The sequence below is a fragment of the Streptacidiphilus cavernicola genome (genome assembly GCF_042510955.1).
In the GTDB taxonomy this organism is placed as follows: domain Bacteria; phylum Actinomycetota; class Actinomycetes; order Streptomycetales; family Streptomycetaceae; genus Streptacidiphilus; species Streptacidiphilus cavernicola.
Genome location: NZ_JBHFAB010000022.1, coordinates 20,876 through 38,297, shown reverse-complemented (window position 1 = coordinate 38,297; position 17,422 = coordinate 20,876). Strand labels below are relative to the sequence as shown.

Sequence of the window (17,422 nt, the reverse complement as noted above, 5' to 3'; positions counted from 1 at the left end):
CGGCCCGAACCCCTGCTGAGTGCTTCTCCCGACGGGTCGTCCTAGTCCGTGGCGATGGCCTTCAGGACGTTCATCCGTCCGGCCCGGAAGGCCGGGAACAGCGCGGCCAGCAGGCCTACCACCGCGGAGCCGAGGAAGACCACGCCGATGGTGCTCCAGGGGATGCTGAGCACGCCCAGTCCGGCCAGGGCCAGCAGCTTCTGCGCCGCGATGCCCCAGCCCAGGCCCAGGGCCACCCCCAGGACCGCGCCGAACAGGGCGATGACCACCGACTCCAGCCGGACCATCCGGCGCAGCTGGCGCCGGGAGAGCCCGATGGCCCGCATCAGCCCGATCTCACGGGTGCGTTCGACCACGGACAGGGCGAGGGTGTTCACCACGCCCAGGACCGCGACCACGATGGCGAGCGCCAGCAGCGCGTAGATCATGTTGAGCAGCTGGTCCAGCTGCTGCTTGATCATGCTCTTGTACTCGGCCTGGTCCCTGACCTTGATCTGCGGGTAGTCGGCGGTGGCCGCCTTGAGCGCCGCCGCGGCCTGGGTCTGCTGACCCGGGTCGGCCGCCGCGAACATCATGTCGTTCGCCGGGAACGTGGCGCTGGGCAGGTACTTCTTCGCCTCGGCGATGCTGGTGTACATCGCGCCCTTGTCGAAGACCGTGTCGTCGGAGGTGATCGCCCGGACCGTGAGCCGGGCCGTGCTGCCGCCGGTGAAGGCGACGCTGAGGCGGTCGCCGAGGGTGACGTGGTGGGTGGTGGCCCAGCCCTCGGGCACCGACATGGCGCCCGGCGCGTAGGCGTCGATCAGCCGTCCCCGCACGGTCTTGGCCTGGAGGTCGTCGGTGTAGGACGGGGTGGCCGCGGCCAGCTGGGTCTTGTCCCTGCTGCCGTCGGGGGCGGTGACCGTCGCGGCCACGTCGGTGCGGTCGGTGACGTGGGACAGGTGCCCCGCGGCGTGGATCGCCCTGGCCGCGGCCGGGCTGATCGGGTTGCCGTTGCCGGACTGGATGATGAAGTCGGCGCCGACGGACTTGTCCATCTGCGAGGTCGCCGAGGCGACCATGGAGTTGCCGACCACCGACAGCCCGGCGACCAGCGCCAGGCCGACCATCAGCGCGGCGGCGGTGGCCCCGGTACGGCGCGGGTTGCGCAGCGCGTTGCGCTCGGCGAGCCGGCCGACCGGGCCGAACATCCGCAGCGTGAACGTGCCCAGGACCCGCACCACGAGCCCGGCCAGCAGCGGCCCGACCACCACGAACCCGACCAGGGTCAGCAGCACGCCGACCGCGAGCAGCCCGGAGCCCTTGCCGGTGCTGGTGGAGGCGGCGGCCAGGGCGAGGGCGCTCCCGCCGCCCGCGGTGAGCAGCACGCCGAGCGCTGCGCGGACCCGTCCGGCGCGGGCGTCGGCCGGGGTCCCGGCGTCGCGCATGGCGGCCATCGGGGAGATCGCGCCGGCCCTGCGGGCGGGCAGCATCGCGGAGACCACGGTCACCACCACGCCGACGGCCAGGCCGATCAGCGGGGTGGCCGCCTTGACGGTCAGGTCGGCGGTGTTCAGGTGCATCCCCAGCGCGCCCATGAGCTTGATCAGGCCCACCGCGAGGCCGATGCCCGCGCCGATGCCCGCCACCGAGCCGACGAGGCCGAGCAGCACCGCCTCCACCAGCACCGAGCGGTTGACCTGCCGTCGGCTCGCGCCGAGGGCGCGCATCAGCCCGATCTCCCGGGTGCGCTGGGCGACCAGCATGGAGAAGGTGTTGACGATCAGGAAGACGCCCACCAGCACGGCGATCCCGGCGAAGCCGAGCAGCACGTACTTCATCGGGTTGAGGAAGGAGCCGATGTCCTGCTGGTTCTGGGCCGTCAGTTCGGCGGCGGTCTGCACCTGGTAGCCGTGGCCGCCGCCGAGGGCCTGGTCGACCCGCGCCTTGAGCTGGTCGTCGCTGACGCCGGGCGCGGCGTCCAGGGCGTAGTCGGTGTAGGCGTCGTGGGAGCCGAGCAGCACCTGCTGGGCGGTGGCGGTGTCCAGGTAGACCACGGCCGCGCCCGGGTTGGTGGTCTTGAAGGTGGCGATGCCGCTGACGGTCACCTTGGTGTCGCCGGGTCCGGCGATGACCCGCAGGGTGTCGCCGATGCCCAGGTGGTGCTTGGCCGCGGTGTCGGCGTCGAGCACGGCCTCATCGGGCCGGGCCGGGGCGTGTCCTGAGGTGATGGTGACGGCCTTGGTCTGGGTCGGGTTCCAGTTGCCGACGATGGTCGGGGCGCCGGTGCTGGAGCCGATGTCCTGGTTGCGGCTGTCGGCGACGGTGGCCTGCTGGCTGCTGACCTCGGGCACCACCCCGGCCACGCCGGGGACCGCCGCCAGTCGGGCCTGCAGCGACGCGGGAAGGCTGTCCGGGGTCCCGGTCTGCTGCGGGTTGTCGACCTTCGGCGGGCTGACGGTGACGTCGGAGGAGGTGGTCGCGAACAGCTTGTCGAAGGTGGCGTTCATGGTGTCGGTGAACACCAGCGTCCCGCAGACGAAGGCCACGGACAGCAGCACGGCGACCGCGGACAGGGCCATCCGGCCCTTGTGCGCGAGGAAGTTGCGCAGCGAGGCGCGCAGCACGGTCATGACGTCCTGCCCCGGGAGTCGAAGGACTTCATCCGCTCCAGCACGGCGTCGGCGGTCGGGGTGATCATCTCGTCGACGATCCGGCCGTCGGCGAGGTAGAGCACCCGGTCCGCGTAGGAGGCGGCGACCGGGTCATGGGTCACCATGACGATGGTCTGGCCGAGGGCGTCGACCGAGTGCCGCAGGAAGCCGAGGATCTCGGCGCCGGCCCGGGAGTCCAGGTTCCCGGTCGGCTCGTCCCCGAAGATGATCTCGGGCCGGTCGGCCAGGGCGCGGGCCACCGCGACCCGCTGCTGCTGGCCCCCGGACAGCTGAGCCGGGCGGTGCTTGAGCCGTCCGGCCAGCCCCACCGTCTCCACCACGCGGTCCAGCCAGGCGCGGTCGGGGGTGCGTCCGGCGATGTCCATCGGCAGGGTGATGTTCTCCAGCGCGGTCAGCGTGGGCAGCAGGTTGAACGCCTGGAAGACGAAGCCGATGCTGTCCCGGCGGAGCCGGGTCAGCCGCTTGTCCCGGAGCTTGGTGATCTCGGTGTCGCCCACCCAGATCTCCCCGGCGGAGGCGGTGTCGAGACCGGCCAGGCAGTGCATCAGGGTGGACTTGCCGGAGCCCGACGGGCCCATGATCGCGGTGAACTGCCCGCGCGGGATGTCGACGTCCACGGCGTCCAGCGCGACCACCCGGGTCTCGCCGCTGCCGTACGCCTTGGTGAGCCCCCGTGCGCGGGCCGCGAACAGTGAGCGCGATCCGCTGCCCTGGGCCGTGGGACTGGATAGGGACGTGGTCACTGGGTTTCTCCTGAGGCTTGGCGCGGACGTGCGTCCTGGTGTCTCCACCCTGCTGGAGCGGGCCGGGCGGAACCATGGGGCAGGTCACCGGGTCCGGGGTGGGGATAGCCCCACCCCCGGTCCCCGTCATCCCTGAGATGTACGCGGGCTCCGCTCTGGAGCTGACGTGCCGCGGAGCCGGAGGGCGCTACTGTCGCCGCGTCGAAGCGTCGGGGCAGGTTCCTGCGAGAGGGTGTAGCAGTCATGATCGAGGCATCAGGCCTCACCAAGAGATACGGCGACCGGTTGGCGGTGGACCAGCTGACGTTCGCCGTGCGGCCGGGGCAGGTGACGGGCTTCCTGGGGCCGAACGGCGCCGGCAAGTCGACCACGATGCGCATGATCCTGGGCCTGGACGCCCCGACCGCGGGCACCGTCACCATCGACGGCAAGCCGCTCGCGGCGATGGCGCATCCGATGCGCGAGGTGGGCGCGCTGCTGGACGCCAAGGCGATCCACGGCGGGCGCTCGGCCTACCACCACCTGCTGTGCCTGGCGCAGACCAACAACCTGCCCAAGGGCCGGGTCGCGGAGGTCCTGGAGCTGGTCGGCCTGAGCGAGGTCGCGCGGAAGCGGTCCAAGGGCTTCTCGCTCGGCATGGGCCAGCGGCTGGGCATAGCCGCGGCGTTGCTGGGGGACCCCAAGGTGCTGATGTTCGACGAGCCGGTGAACGGCCTGGACCCGGAGGGCATCCTCTGGATCAGGAACCTGATGAAGGGGCTCGCCGGGGAGGGCCGCACGGTCTTCGTCTCCAGCCACCTGATGTCGGAGATGGAGAACACCGCCGACCACCTGATCGTCATCGGCCAGGGCCGGCTGATCTCGGACTGCACGGTGCAGGAGTTCATCGACCGCAACTCCGCGCTCAAGGTCAGGGTGCGCACCAATGATCCGGCGAAGCTCGCGGAGCTGGCGGGCTCGGCCGGCGGCCGAGCCGAGCCGGGCGAGGGCGGGGCGCTGCTGGTCAGCGGGCTCGACCTGACCCGGATCGGTGACCTCGCGTTCGACAACGGCATCAGGATCCACGAACTCTCGCCGCTCCAGGCCTCTTTGGAGCAGGCGTTCATGGAACTGACAAAGGACAGCGTGGAGTTCCACGCGACGGTCCCGATGGCGCAGGGCGCCTCGCGGGACGGAAAGGTCGAGGCCGGATCATGACGACTCTCACTGCCGTCGGCCTTCCGCCGGCCACCGGCCGGGCCGGTTTCGGCGGGGCCCTGCGCTCCGAGTGGACCAAGATCCGCTCGGTCCGGTCCACGGTGTGGACCCTGCTGGCGACCGCGATCGTCACCATCGGCATCAGCACCCTGTTCGCCTGGGGCACCTCGCGCCACGCGAACGCCGGGGACCTGGCGTCGTTCGACCCGGTCCGCAACGCGATGTTCGGCATCGTGTTCGGGCAGCTCGTCATCGTGGTGATCGGCTCGATGACGATGTCCAGCGAGTACGCCACCGGGATGATCCGCACCTCGCTGACGTCGATGCCGCGCCGCGGCGTCGTCTACGGCGCCAAGCTGGCCGTCTTCACCGGCGTGGCCCTGGTCACCGGCCTGTTCTGCAGCTTCACCTCGTTCTTCATCGGCCAGGCCTTCTTCGGCAAGGTCACCGTGCACGACTTCCGCGGCCCGGCCGGCCCGCAGGGCCCGGGGCCCGGCGGCCGTGAGATCGACACGGTCCACGACCTGTCGACCACCCTCGGCTCGCCGCACGTGCTGCAGGCGGTGATCGGCGGCGGCCTCTACCTCGCCGTCAGCGGCCTGCTCGCCTTCGGCCTGGCGGCACTGCTCCGGCACACGGCCGGCGCCATCACCGCGGCCATCGGCCTGCTGTTCGTGACCTTCATCATGGCGCAGTTCATGCCCTCGGACTGGGCCGTGCACGTCGACAAGTGGGTCCCGTTCTTCGCCGGCGGTCAGCTGTGGGGCCTGCACAAGCTCGGCGACGACACGGTCCCGATGCTCGCCCCGTGGACCGGCTTCGCCGTCTTCACCGGGTACGCGGCTGTCGTGATCATCGCCGGCGCCGTCCTGTTCAAGAAGCGCGACGCCTGACCCAGGACCGGCCGGCGGGGGGTGAGGTCAACCCGCACCCCCCGCCGCTCGGTTGACCGGCCGTCAGGCCGGCGTCTCGCGGAGGTTTCGCTCGATCTGCTCCAGGCTGCGGCCCTTGGTCTCCGGCACCAGCCACTTGGTGAGCAGGAACAGCAGCAGGTTGATCCCGGCGAAGACGTACATGGAGTTCCCGAGGCCGAGATGGTTGTGGTCGGACATGATCGGGAAGACCGCGGTGATGACGCCGGTCGCGGCCCAGAGCACCACCGCGCCGACGCCCATGCCCGCGCCGCGCGCCTTCAGCGGGAAGACCTCGGCCATCATCACCCACACCACCGCGCCCCAGCCCAGCTCGTAGCCGGCCAGGTAGAGCACCAGCAGCACCACGGCCAGCGTGCCCAGGGTGTCCTTGTCGTGGACGTTGAGGACCACCCAGCCGGTCGCGGCCAGGGTGACCACCATCACCGCGTTGCCGATCAGCAGCAGCGGCTTGCGGCCCCAGCGGTCGACCACGAAGACCACCCAGGCGGTGAAGGCCAGCTTGGTGACGCCCAGGATGATCGCGGACAGCAGCGCGGTGTTGGCGGTGAAGCCGAGTGAGATCAGCATGGTCGGGAAGTAGGCGTTGATCGCGTTGACGCCGCTGAACTGCTGCCCCACGGCCAGCAGCAGCGCCACGAACAGCATCGGGCGGACCCACGTCCGGCCCAGGTCGCGGACCCGGTAGGCCTGCTCGCCGTCGAGCCGGATGATGTCGCGGATGGACGCGACCTCGGCGTCGATGTCGTCCCCGTCCGCGCTGTGGGTGCTTGCCAGCACCGCGCGGGCCTCCGCCTCCCGCCCGGTGTTGAGCAGCCAGCGCGGGGTCTCCGGAAGGAAGTTCAGCCCGACCACCAGCACCGCGGCCGGGACGATCGCGCCGACGAACATCCAGCGCCAGAGGTGGTCCGGCTGCAGCCAGTAGCTGACCAGGAAGGCGATCAGGATGCCGCTGACGATGAAGATCTGGTTCAACGCGCCCATGGCGCCGCGGATCCGGCTCGGGGCCAGCTCGGAGATGTAGGTCGGCACGGTGGCCGAGGACAGGCCGATGCCGAGGCCGAGCACGGTGCGGAAGCCCACCAGCGCCCCGAAGCCGGGCGCCAGGGCGCAGGCGACGGTGGCGACGATGACCACGCCGCCGGCCGCCATGATGGTGCGGCGGCGGCCGACCCGGCCGGTCAGCCGGGCGGCGAGCCCGGCGCCGACCATGGCGCCGACCGAGAGGCTGGCGGTGAGCACGCCCTTGCCGAAGCCGTCCAGGTTCCAGGCCTTGGAGATCACCACCAGGATGCCGGAGATGATGCCGAGGTCGTAGCCGAAGAGGATGCCGCCCAGCGCTCCGAAGAAGTAGAGGACGGCGGGGTTGATTCTGCGCAGGGCTGCCGGCGGTGCTGTTGCTGCGGTTTGCGTCATGGCGAAGCGCCTCGTCTCGTGGACGTACCGGGGTGGTGGTCGTAGCGCGCTTCGCAGGACCGAACCGCTCCGGGTGCCGCCCACGGATTGAAGCGCGGACATGACCAGCGGTCAAGAGTTCGCGTTCACATCCGGGATCGCCGAAGGTGATGAGTTGTCAGGATACAGCTGGTTTGAGGTGATTCAGATGTTCACAAGCCTGAACCTCGATCTACATGCGGAACGATTTTACTATTCCTTGACCTTCGCGACGATTGCTTGAACCACCGGCCGCTCCCCACCATGAACACACGCTTCGCCAGGACCGACCCCCCGACCGGAAGGAGACGCGGCGCCCTACTCGTAGCGGTACTTCAGCGACTCCGCCTCCGCCTGCTCGATGTCGGCGATGGTCAGCTCGGGCATCCGCAGCTGGGCCAGGGTCACCTCGGCCGAGCTGGGCTGGGCGTCCGCGGGCAGCCACTTCTCCGGCTGCCAGGCCCCGCTGCGCAGCAGCGACTTGGGACAGTGCGGATAGACCTCCTCGATGGCCAGCACCAGCGCGCTGGCCGGCGGCTTGCCCACCGCGGTCAGCTGCGCCAGCAGCTCCGGGCGGGTGGAGACGCAGGCCCGGCCGTTCACCCGCAGGGTCGTGGTGCGCCCCGGGACCATGAACAGCAGCCCGGCCCGGCCGGTGGCGATGACGTTCCGCAGGGTGTCCAGCCGCTTGTTGCCGGTGGCGTCCGGTATCGCCAGGGTGTGCGGGTCCAGGACGCTGACGAACCCGGGCGGGCCGCCGCGCGGGGAGACGTCGCAGTTGCCCTCCTGGTCCGCGCTGGCGATCAGCACCAGTCCCGAGCAGCCGATCAACCGCCGGGTCTGCTCGGTGAGTTCGGTCATCTGCTTGCGTTCCGCGGCGGCGCTGGGCAGGTCGTAGACCCGGCGCAGCCCCTCCTCGTCCCGCACCGCGTCCCGGCTGAGCGAGTCGAAGGCGCCGGCGGTGTTGATAGTCGTCATACCCGCGACCCTAGGGCCTGACCGGCGAGGCTCCCATGGATCGCAGCCGGGACCGTGCAGACTGGCAATATGTTGCGTACACGAAGCACAGTTGCCGCAGTTTCCCTGCTCGCCCTCGCCGGACTCTCCGCGGCCCCCGCGCACGCGGACCAGCTCAGCCGGGGCCAGCAGCAGGTCGACGCCTTCTTCAGCCAGTACCTGACCTCCGTGACCGGCCAGAACCAGGACGGCACTCCGCTCGACGTCCGGGCCGAGTACCTGACCGGCCGGCTCAACCAGCAGCTGGACCGGTACCAGCAGACCCACCACGCCGACCCGGTCTTCCGGGCCCAGAACGTGCCGGACAGCTGGTCCACCCAGTACGGCGGCAGCGGCGCGGGCCACACCACCGTGATCCTCACCGAGAACTGGGGCGGCGGCCGGAGCACCCAGGTCTGGTACCAGGTGGAGCTGTCCGACCTGGCCATCGACGGCCTTGAGGACCCGCCCGCGTAGCCGCCCGCCCGGGAGGCGGCACCGGCGCCTGCCGCCTCCCGGCCTCCGCCTCCCGCCCGCTGTCCGGGTCAGCGCATCAGCTCGCCCGCGTTGACCAGCAGCGACTGCCCGGTGATGGACTTGGCCCGGTCCGAGGCGAAGAACAGCGCGGCCTCGGCGACGTCCCCGTCCGAGGCGAGTTCCGGCAGGGCCATCCGCTCGGCGAGCCGGGAGCGTACCTCCTCCTCGGTGACGTTCTCGGTCCCGGCCGTCCAGCGGACGTAGATCTCCACCGCCGGGCCCCACATCCAGCCGGGCACCACGGTGTTGACCCGGATCCGGTCCGGTCCCAACTCCCGTGCCAGCGAGTACATCGCCGAGGTCAGCGCCCCCTTGGAGGCGGCGTACGCGGCCTGCTTGACCTGGCTGGGCGAGGCCACCGCGGACTGGGTGCCGATGATCACCACCGAGCCGCCGCGTTCGCGCAGCGCGGGCAGGCAGGCCCGGGTGAGCTGCAGCGTGCCGATCAGGTTGACGTCCAGCACCTGCCGCCAGGAGGCGAAGTCCGCGTCGGCCAGGCCGCCGAAGTAGCTGTCCAGCGCGGCGACGTGGACCACCGCGTCGATCCGGCCGAAGCGCTCGACCGCCAGCTCGGCCAGCGCCCGGCAGGCGTCGTCGTCGGCGATGTCGGTGGAGCGCCAGGCGACCCGTCCGGCGCCGGGGTGCGCTGCTTCTATCTCCGCGCCGACCTTGGCGAGGTTCTCCTCGGTCCTGGCGCCGAGGACGACGTTCGCGCCCTCCCGCGCCGCACGGACGGCGATCTGCTGACCGAGCCCGGGGCCGACCCCGGACACCACGACGGTACGACTTTCGAGCAGCGACATGCCCCGGCCCTCCAAAATCTGATGGACCGTCAGCTTAGGTGTGGGGAACGGGAATGACCAGAGTCAGACGACCGCGTCCGCGGCCGGTCCGAGCAGCTGCCAGAACCGCCGCTCCAGGTCCTCCGGTCCGGGCGGCGGCTCCTCGTCCTGCTGCCGGTCGCCGCCCCACAGCGCGGTCGAGGCCTGTCCCTCGCTGCTCAGCGTCCGCAGCGCGTGCTCGATCGCGGCCCGCTCCAGCGTCGGCGCCAGCCGGGCCACCGCCCGCGCCTGCGGCTGCCAGCGGCCGTGCACCGCGCGTTGCAGTGCCTCCTGCAGCGCCTCGTTCCGCCCGGTGGCGACGACCAGGGCGTACGGACCGAGCCGCAGCACCTCGGCCAGCAGGTAGGTGAGGTCCTCGTCGCCGGTCCACCGCGGCTCGTTCTCCAGCTGCGCGTACACCCGCGGGGTCAGTCCGAGCCGCCGGGCGGTCTCCTCGGCCGGGAGGTCGAGGGCCAGCCGGTGGTCCCTGACGCTACGGGCCCTGCCGCCCATCAGCCGCCCCGGCAGGCACCACAGGGCCCGTGCCAGCGCCGTCAGTTCGGTTTCGCTGGGCAGCAGTTGGCCGGACTCCCAGGCGATCACCTGCGGCGGGGCCGGGTGGACGCCGTGCGCGGCCATCGCCCGCGCCACCATCGCCGGGCTCAGTCCCAGCGCCTCGCGCGCGTACCGGGCGGCGGCCGGGTCGAAGGGGACGGGTGCTGCGACGGGTGCGGCGGGGCGTCTTCGCATGTGCGCACACGTTAGGGCGTGGCCCCGGCGCGGCCGTAGCGGCGAAACCGACGATTCAGGATGATCGTCCCGTTCCGTTCCCTGGGTGATTCACCAGTTCCCGTTGCGGGACTGGGAAGTTCACCACACCTGACGTACCGTCAGTTTCCATGACCGATGACCTGGAGCAGTACGCCGAGCTGGCCTCGCGCGGGCCCTACGGAACCGAGATCGGTTCCGCGCTGATCACCATGGTGGAGCCGCACCCCGGCCACGAGTACGGCTACAACCGCTGGTACGAGGACGACCACTTCTACGCCGGTGCGATGGCCATGCCCTGGATGTTCGCCGGGCGGCGCTGGGTGGCCACCCGGGACCTGCAACTGCTGCGCTACCCGGAGAAGTCGGCCGTCGCCGAGCCGGTCGGCGCGGGCTGCTACCTCTCGGTGTACTGGATCACCGAGGGCCGCCAGGACGACCACATGCGCTGGACCGTGGGCATCAACAAGCGGCTCAACCGGGACGGCCGGGTCTACCGCGACCGCACCCATGTCTTCACCTCGTTCCAGCGGCACGCCGGCGCCGCCTACCGCGACGGCGCGGCCGGTCCGCGCGACAAGCACGCGCTGGACCACCCGTACGCCGGACTGGTGCTTGAGGTGGTCGACGCCGAGAGCGCGGAGCAGCGCGACCAGGTGCTCGACTGGCTGCTCGAACGCGGTCTTCCGGCGAAGCTGCGGACCGGGAGCCCGGCCGCGATGTGCGTGCTCTTCCGCCCGCTGCCGCTGCCGGTGGACAAGATGTCCTACGTCAAGCCGGTGGACGGCACCGACACCCGGCTGACCCTGCTCTGGTTCCTGGAGCAGGACCCCCGCGACTGCTGGGACGCCTTCACCGGCCTGGACGAGCAGCTCGCCGCGGCGGTGCCGGGGGCCCGGGTCGAGCTGGTCGCCCCGTTCGTGCCGACCCTGCCGGGCACGGACGTCTACGTGGACCAGCTGCGCTGACGGCCGGGGACGGCGGCCCGAGGGGCCGGATTCGGAACAGTCGCGCCGGTCGGATCTCGGCCCGACCGGCGCGACGCTGCGGTGCTTGGTGCTGTGGTGCTGGGTCCTGCCCTGTGCTGTTCTTGCCCGTGCTGTTCTTGCCCCGTACTGGTCCGCGACCTCAGGCCGCGAACGTGTCGGCGCCCGCCGCGGCGGCGACGAAGGCGGACCACGCGTCCGCCGAGAAGCAGAGGGCAGGGCCCTGGGGGTCCTTCGAGTCACGCACGGCGATCATCGCCTCGCCGGGCACGGCCACCTCCACGCACGCGCCGTTGGCACCGCTGTGGCTGCTCTTGCGCCAGGCGAGGCTGTCGTTGTCGATCTTGATCTGACGGTTCACGGTGAGTGCTCCTTCGCCTTGTCCATTATCAGCGCCTTGCTCTCGGCCGTACTCAGAGCCGACGCCCGCAGGTGTTCGTACAACCCGGTATACCGGCGGACGTCGGGTTCCTTCTCCAGATACAAGTCGCTCGTCACTCCTTCGAGGTACACAACTGCCGTATCGGCAGACTCAGGGAACTCGAGGATGGAAAATGCCCCGGACATACCCGGGTGCGCTCCCGAACGGAACGGCAGCACCTGGATGTTGACATGGGCCAGATCGCCCAGTTGTGCGAGATGTTCGAGCTGGGCGCGCATGATCTCCGGGTTGCCGACGACCCGCTGCAACGCGGCCTCGTCGATCACCGCCCAGAGGTCGACCGGGTCCTCGCCGTTGACCCGCTCCTGACGCTGCATCCGCACCTCGACCCTGCGGTGCACCGCCTCCATGTCCCGGTCCGGCTGGATGCCGGCCACCAGCGCCTGCGCGTACTCCCGGGTCTGCAGCAGGCCGGGCAGCAGCAGCGACTCATAGACCATGATCTTCGCCGCCTCCTGCTCCAGCCCGATGTAGACGCTGTAGGGCAGGTCGCCGAAGGCGTGCCACCAGCCGCGCTGCCGGGACTCCCGGGCCATCGTCATCAGGCCGTCGACCATGATCTCGTCGGTGACCCCGTAGACCGTGCACAGGTCCCTGACGTCGCGCTGGCTGATGCTGCGGCGGCCGTTCTCCAGTCGGCTGATCTTCGACTGGGAGACCAGCAGCTGCTGTGCCACGTCCTCCGCGGTCATGCCCTTCTGTTCGCGCAGTCTGCGCAGTTCCGCTCCGAGCCTGCGGCGGCGGACGGTGGGGTTGATGCTGGCGGACGACACGGGCCCTCCGGCTCTCGCTCTCGCTATTCGTTGGAATGCATTCCGTGCAGCAGGATGCCACTGGGAAGGTCACCCATGTGCATCAATCGGCGCGCGAGAGGGCGCACGCTCGGGCGCGCGCGCCGGGGTGGTCGCCGTACGGCACCGGAACGCGGGGTGAATCCACGGCAAACGCCGACCGCCGCCCGGTGCCGCGAGGGTGGTCGCGGTACGGGACGGCGGTCGGCGTTGCGGAACGGGGGGTCAGCGCGCGGCGGCGCGGGCCATCCCCGGCAGGGCGGAGGGGCGTGAGCCCGCCCGCGCGGGTGCGTGTCCGGGCGCGGATCCCCGGATCTGCGGTGCGGGCAGGCCGTTCTGCACGTCCATGACGGCGTGCGCGACCATCCCGCCCAGCGGGTCGTACCGGATCAGGTCGCGCAGGCGTGACCTGGAGGACCGTCCCTCGTTACCCGGGTAGAGGTGTTTCCCCAGGCCCACGGCGTGGGCCAGGGCAGCCAGCGCGGCGGTCCGGGGGTCCGGGGGCACCCCGGTCCGGATGGCCGTGTCCAGCCGTTCCTTGATGGCGCTGTTCGTGCAGTCGTCCGACGCCTGGTAACGCGTCGTCGGCAGCACCCCGCACACCTGGCCCGGCACCGCACGCACCATCTCGCACCGCTCCAGGTGCGCGAGGTACGTCTGGCGCAGCCCCAGCCGGGGCCCGCCGATCCAGTGCACGGCACGCACCGCGCTGCCACGACGGCGCAGCAGCTCCAGCGCGTGGTCCAGGGTCGGGTCACCGGTCGGCCGTGGATTCACCACGGCGATCCGGTCACCGTCCGGGACTATTCTCCCGGCCATCGCCAGCTCGACGAGCTGTGCTCCGGCCAGTCCGAGGTCAAGGGTCTGCGGTTGCGCGGTGGTCCCGGTGGTCGGGTCCAGCGCGAGCAACAGCAGTTCCTCGGGAATTGTTCTGCGGCTCTTGCCCATCCAAGCCTCCCCGCGTGGATGAAGACAGAGTGACGCCTCTCACACCCCGCTGTCGAGAGTGCCTAGAGAGTGACACCACTACGTGATCTCGGGAACCGTATGCGGAGGCCCTTCGTCTGGCACTTCAGTGGCTGGTGTTGCTTGAGAATCGCCGGTGAGACACACCCTTGGCCGCTGTTCTCATGGTTGTGAAAGAAACTTGTGGAGAAGCGCTCGGACCCGGGCGCTTCTCCGGGCGTGCGAGGAGGTTGGGTCACGTGGGCGAGTCCCCCGACAGGGTGGAGCGGAACGGCGGAACGGGCGAGGGCGGGGCGCCGCAGTCAGCGTCCTGGTTCGCCCGCCCCGGCACGGCCCAGTCCGCCTCCGCCGGGGGGCCCGCCGCGGGCTCCGGGGGTTCCGGGGTGGTCTCGGCGGCGGCCTCCGCGGCCGGCTCGGGCGGGGGCGCGGGGCCTGGCGGCCACCCCGGCTCCGGCGGCAGCCCCGGGCCCGGGGGACACCCCGGCAGCGGCTCCGGGTCCGGCTCGGGACCGCGGCAGGCGGCTGCGGCTCCGGTCGGGGCGGGGGCCTCCGGCGCGAGCGGACCGGCTGAGTCGTCAGCGTCGTCCGAGTCCGATGCGGCGTCCTCCCCGGCGCCGTCGGGCGGCTCGGGCAGTTCCGCCTCCGCCGGCAAGGCCGGGAGCGCCAAGGGCGGCAAGGGCGGGAGCGCCGACGGCGCCAAGAAGAAGTCCGCCCCGGCGGACCCCCGGAGTCCGGAGGACGCTTCAGCGCCCTCTGACGGCACCGCTGCGGCCACCTCCCCGGCCGCAGCGGCCCCCGCCGACCCCGACGCCCCCGAGCCCGCCCCCGCGCCGCAGAAGGCCCGCGAGGCCGATCCCCGCTCCGCCCCGGCCCCGGCGTCCGGCCCGGCTCCGGCGTCCGCCCCGACCCCGGCGTCCGGCCCTGCCCCCGCCTCCGCGTTCGGCCCCGCTCCCGCCCCGGCGGAGGCTGCCCCGGCGGAGGCCGAGCCGGTGGGCTCCAACCCGGCCGGTGTGGACGTCCCCACCACCGCGCTGCGCATCTCGCTGGACGACCCCACCCGGCCGCTCCGCACGCTGCCGAAGCCTCCGGAGACGCCCGCGCCCGCACCGCCCCGCGGGCCGGTCGGCCCCGACGCCGAGCGCACCCGCGCCGTCCCGGTCTGGACCCCGCCGACCCCGCCGCAGGGCGGTCCGACCCCGCCGGGAGGCCCGTTCCCGCCGTCCGGGGCGTCCGGGTACGCGCCGGAGCCCCCGGGGGACCCGTTCCCCGAGACCACCTCCGAGGCGATGGAGGTGCTGGCCACGCTCAACCGCAGGCCGGTCAGCCCGGTGCGCCGCGCGCTCAAGCGGATCAGCCTCTGGGGCGGCCTGCTCTGCGTGCTGCTCGCGGTCCTGGCCGTGGTCCAGGTGCTGCGCCCGCTCCCGCAGCCCGAGCTGCGGATGACCGCCGACACCCACTACGCCTTCCCCGGCGACGCGCCGACCCTGGCCTGGCCGCCCAGCGGGCAGGCCACCGCCGAGGTGGCCGGTCTCGGCAGCCTCGGGCACACCGGCTCGGACAACCCGGTGCCGATCGCCAGCGTCACCAAGGTGATGACGGCGCACCTGATCCTCAAGGACCACCCGCTGAAGCCCGGCGAGCAGGGCCCGATGATCATCGTGGACCAGCAGGCGGCGCAGGAGTACCAGGAGTCCAGGACCAGCGGCGAGTCCTCGGCCAAGGTCACCGCGAACGAGCAGATCAGCGAGTACCAGGCGCTGCAGATGCTGCTGATCCCCTCGGCCAACAACATCGCCCGGCTGCTCGGCCGCTGGGACGCCGGCACCGACGCCGCGTTCGTGGCCAAGATGCAGGCCGAGGCGGGCGCGCTGGGCATGTCCAAGAGCACCTACACCGACCCCAGCGGTCTGCTCGGCACCACCAAGAGCACCGCGAACGACCAGCTCAAGCTGGCCGAGACGGTGATGCTCGACCCGGTCTTCGAGGAGATCGTCAGCACCCCCTCGTTCATCCCGCCGGGCGACGGCGTGACGTACAACAACAACGACCTGCTCGGCAAGAACGGCGTGATCGGCGTCAAGACCGGTTCCAGCACCGCCGCCCTCGGCTGCCTGATGTGGGCGGCGGAGCGGAAGGTCGGCGGCACCACGCAGACGATCATCGGCGTGGTGCTCAGCCAGCCCGCGGTCAACGGCGTCGGCTACCTGCCGATGGTGCTGGCCAACAGCAAGAAGGTGATCCTCAGCGCCGAGTCCGCGCTGCAGTCGCACACCGTCGCCAAGAAGGGCGACGTGGTCGGCTACGTCGACGACGGGCTCGGCGGGAAGGCGCCGGTGGTGGTCTCCCAGGACGTGACCGTGGCCGGCTGGGGCGGCCTCTCGGTGGACGAGTCGCTGGTGGCGCCGACCGGCGGCATCCCGCACTCGGCCAAGGCCGGGACCACGGTCGGCCTGCTGGAGGTGGGCACCGGGCCGTCCGCCCAGAAGGTCCCGGTCACCCTGCAGTCCGACCTGGCGGTGCCCTCCTACGGGTCCAGGCTGACCCGGCTGGGCTAGCAGCCGCGAGACGGACGGTGGGAGCCGCGGCCCGCGCGGCTCCCACCGTCCGTCTCCTGCACCGTCCGCTGCCTGCTCGGGCAGCACCGGCTACATGTGCACCGGGGGGCTGTCGCCCTCCTGGTGGATCACCGGCTTGCCCGAGGGGTAGAGCAGCCCGCAGACCACCATGCCGACCACGAAGAACCCGGCCGACCACCAGTACGCGGTGGAGTAGCTGTGCAGCTGCGCCTGGGCCATGTTGCCCGGGGTGGCCTGCTTGCCGACCAGGTAGGCGGTCGCGGCGCTGCCGGCCAGGGTGTTCAGCAGAGCAGTGCCGATCGAGCCGCCGACCTGCTGGCTGGTGTTGACGGTGGCCGAGGCGACGCCCGCGTCGTTGGGGGCGACACCGGCGGTGGCCAGGGACATCGCCGGGGCGAAGATCAGGCCGAGGCCGAGGCCCAGTAGCAGCAGCGGCGGCATCACGTTCGCCGCGTAGCTGCTGTGCAGGTCCAGTGCGGTCAGCCAGGCCATCGCGCCGGCCCCGAGCAGCATCCCGACCGGGACGATCGGCCTGGCGCCGAACCGGGGGACCAGGCTGTTGGTCGCGGTGACCGAGGTGACGATCATGATGAACACCATCGGCAGGAAGGCGACGCCGGTCAGCACCGGTGAGTAGTGCAGCGACTGCTGCAGGTAGTAGGTCAGGAAGAGGAACACCCCGAACATGCCTGCACCGGCGATGAACATCCCCAGGAAGGACGCCCCGCGGTTGCGGTCCAGCACCACCCGGGGCGGGAGCACCGGGTGCTCGGTGCGGTTCTGCCACCACCAGAAGGCGATCAGCAGCAGCACGCCGGCCAGCAGGAAGCCCCAGGTGTTGACGGTGCTCCAGGGGTGGCTCTCGGCGTTGGAGAAGCCGTAGACCAGGCCGAACAGGCCGAGCGACACCAGCACGGTGCCGGGCAGGTCCAGCTTGGGCGGGTTCGCCGGGGCGCCCGCGTGCAGCAACCGCACCGCGCCGGCGAAGGCGACCGCGGCCAGGATCAGGTTGACGAACAGGCACCAGCGCCAGTCCAGGTACTCGGTGAGCAGGCCGCCGAGCAGCAGGCCCACCGCGCCGCCGGTGCCGGCGATCGCGCCGTAGATGCCGAAGGCCTTGGCGCGCTCCTTGGGGTCGGTGAAGGTCGTGGTCAGCAGCGACAGCGCGGCCGGTGCCAGCAGCGCCCCGAAGGCCCCCTGCAGGGCGCGTGCGGCCACCAGGACCTCGAAGCTGGGAGCAGCGCCGCCGAGGGCGGAGGCGACCGAGAAGCCGACCAGGCCGATCAGGAAGATCCGCTTGCGTCCGACCAGGTCGGCGATCCGTCCGCCGAGCAGCAGCAGGCTGCCGAAGGCGAGGGCGTAGGCGGTGACCACCCACTGCCGGTTGGAGTCGGTGAAGCCGAGGTCGGCCTGGGCCGAGGGGAGGGCGATGTTCACGATGGTCGCGTCCAGCACGACCATCAGCTGGGCGAGTCCGATGACGGCGAGCACCCACCAGCGGTGGTTCTCGCCCGGTGTGCGGGCGGTGCGCCCGACGTCCTGGCTGGTGGTTGGACGGGACATGGCAGTGCTCCGAATC

General features: G+C 71.6%; 15 protein-coding genes. 5 read left to right on the top strand and 10 right to left on the bottom strand.

Going from position 1 to position 17,422, the window contains the following annotated elements; all coding sequences use genetic code 11:
- Positions 1–41: 41 nt before the first annotated feature.
- Together ACEZDE_RS25440 and ACEZDE_RS25435 are read right to left on the bottom strand one after the other, a co-directional pair.
- Positions 42–2,612, bottom strand: a complete 2,571-nt coding sequence (locus tag ACEZDE_RS25440; protein WP_380540257.1) for an ABC transporter permease — start codon at positions 2,610–2,612, stop codon at positions 42–44.
- Complete coding sequence (locus tag ACEZDE_RS25435; protein ID WP_380540254.1) at positions 2,609–3,397, bottom strand: ABC transporter ATP-binding protein; 789 nt, start codon at positions 3,395–3,397, stop codon at positions 2,609–2,611. The genes ACEZDE_RS25440 and ACEZDE_RS25435 overlap by 4 nt, the downstream gene beginning before the upstream one ends.
- Positions 3,398–3,640: 243 nt before the next feature.
- Between ACEZDE_RS25435 and ACEZDE_RS25430 the strand changes: the two genes are divergently transcribed.
- Together ACEZDE_RS25430 and ACEZDE_RS25425 are read left to right on the top strand one after the other, a co-directional pair.
- Complete coding sequence (locus ACEZDE_RS25430; protein ID WP_380540251.1) at positions 3,641–4,594, top strand: ABC transporter ATP-binding protein; 954 nt, start codon at positions 3,641–3,643, stop codon at positions 4,592–4,594.
- Entirely contained in the window at positions 4,591–5,487 is an 897-nt protein-coding gene (locus tag ACEZDE_RS25425) for an ABC transporter permease (protein ID WP_380540249.1), read from the top strand. The genes ACEZDE_RS25430 and ACEZDE_RS25425 overlap by 4 nt, the downstream gene beginning before the upstream one ends.
- Before the next feature lie 63 nt (positions 5,488–5,550).
- Here the strand turns inward: ACEZDE_RS25425 and ACEZDE_RS25420 are convergent, their stop codons facing one another.
- Together ACEZDE_RS25420 and ACEZDE_RS25415 are read right to left on the bottom strand one after the other, a co-directional pair.
- Positions 5,551–6,942 carry a sugar porter family MFS transporter gene (locus ACEZDE_RS25420; protein ID WP_380540246.1) on the bottom strand — a complete coding sequence of 464 codons (1,392 nt, stop codon included), beginning with the start codon at positions 6,940–6,942 and terminating at the stop codon, positions 5,551–5,553.
- Positions 6,943–7,278: 336 nt separating this feature from the next.
- On the bottom strand, positions 7,279–7,938 hold the full coding sequence (locus tag ACEZDE_RS25415) for an MSMEG_1061 family FMN-dependent PPOX-type flavoprotein (RefSeq protein WP_380540243.1): 660 nt from the start codon (positions 7,936–7,938) through the stop codon (positions 7,279–7,281).
- 69 nt (positions 7,939–8,007) lie between these two features.
- On the opposite strand from ACEZDE_RS25415, the gene ACEZDE_RS25410 reads away from it, so the two are divergent.
- Positions 8,008–8,433, top strand: a complete 426-nt coding sequence (locus ACEZDE_RS25410; RefSeq protein WP_380540240.1) for a hypothetical protein — start codon at positions 8,008–8,010, stop codon at positions 8,431–8,433.
- Positions 8,434–8,501: 68 nt separating this feature from the next.
- On the opposite strand, the gene ACEZDE_RS25405 is transcribed toward ACEZDE_RS25410, so the two are convergent.
- On the bottom strand, positions 8,502–9,296 hold the full coding sequence (locus ACEZDE_RS25405) for an SDR family oxidoreductase (RefSeq protein WP_380540237.1): 795 nt from the start codon (positions 9,294–9,296) through the stop codon (positions 8,502–8,504).
- 63 nt (positions 9,297–9,359) lie between these two features.
- The gene (locus ACEZDE_RS25400; protein WP_380540234.1) at positions 9,360–10,064 is read right to left on the bottom strand and encodes a helix-turn-helix domain-containing protein; all 705 of its coding nucleotides are present in this window, start codon (positions 10,062–10,064) and stop codon (positions 9,360–9,362) included.
- 149 nt (positions 10,065–10,213) lie between these two features.
- Here ACEZDE_RS25400 and ACEZDE_RS25395 point away from each other — a divergent pair, with 149 nt between their 5' ends.
- Positions 10,214–11,050, top strand: a complete 837-nt coding sequence (locus tag ACEZDE_RS25395) for a hypothetical protein (RefSeq protein ID WP_380540231.1) — start codon at positions 10,214–10,216, stop codon at positions 11,048–11,050.
- Positions 11,051–11,210: 160 nt separating this feature from the next.
- Here ACEZDE_RS25395 and ACEZDE_RS25390 read toward each other — a convergent pair whose 3' ends face one another.
- The 3 genes from ACEZDE_RS25390 to ACEZDE_RS25380 all read right to left on the bottom strand — a co-directional run bounded on the left by ACEZDE_RS25390 (position 11,211) and on the right by ACEZDE_RS25380 (position 13,249).
- Positions 11,211–11,429: a DUF397 domain-containing protein gene (locus tag ACEZDE_RS25390; protein WP_380540229.1), complete on the bottom strand. Its 219-nt coding sequence runs from the start codon at positions 11,427–11,429 to the stop codon at positions 11,211–11,213.
- Positions 11,426–12,283 (bottom strand): helix-turn-helix domain-containing protein, encoded by an 858-nt coding sequence (locus ACEZDE_RS25385; RefSeq protein WP_380540226.1) that lies wholly within the window; start codon positions 12,281–12,283, stop codon positions 11,426–11,428. Before ACEZDE_RS25385 ends, ACEZDE_RS25390 begins: the two co-directional genes overlap by 4 nt.
- Before the next feature lie 243 nt (positions 12,284–12,526).
- A complete protein-coding gene (locus ACEZDE_RS25380; protein ID WP_380540223.1) occupies positions 12,527–13,249 on the bottom strand; it encodes a GOLPH3/VPS74 family protein in 723 nt (240 codons plus the stop codon).
- 257 nt (positions 13,250–13,506) lie between these two features.
- Between ACEZDE_RS25380 and ACEZDE_RS25375 the strand changes: the two genes are divergently transcribed.
- A complete protein-coding gene (locus ACEZDE_RS25375) occupies positions 13,507–15,822 on the top strand; it encodes a hypothetical protein (protein ID WP_380540220.1) in 2,316 nt (771 codons plus the stop codon).
- A gap of 90 nt (positions 15,823–15,912) precedes the next feature.
- Here ACEZDE_RS25375 and ACEZDE_RS25370 read toward each other — a convergent pair whose 3' ends face one another.
- The gene (locus ACEZDE_RS25370) at positions 15,913–17,406 is read right to left on the bottom strand and encodes an MFS transporter (protein WP_380540217.1); all 1,494 of its coding nucleotides are present in this window, start codon (positions 17,404–17,406) and stop codon (positions 15,913–15,915) included.
- Between the last annotated feature and the right edge of the window lie 16 nt (positions 17,407–17,422).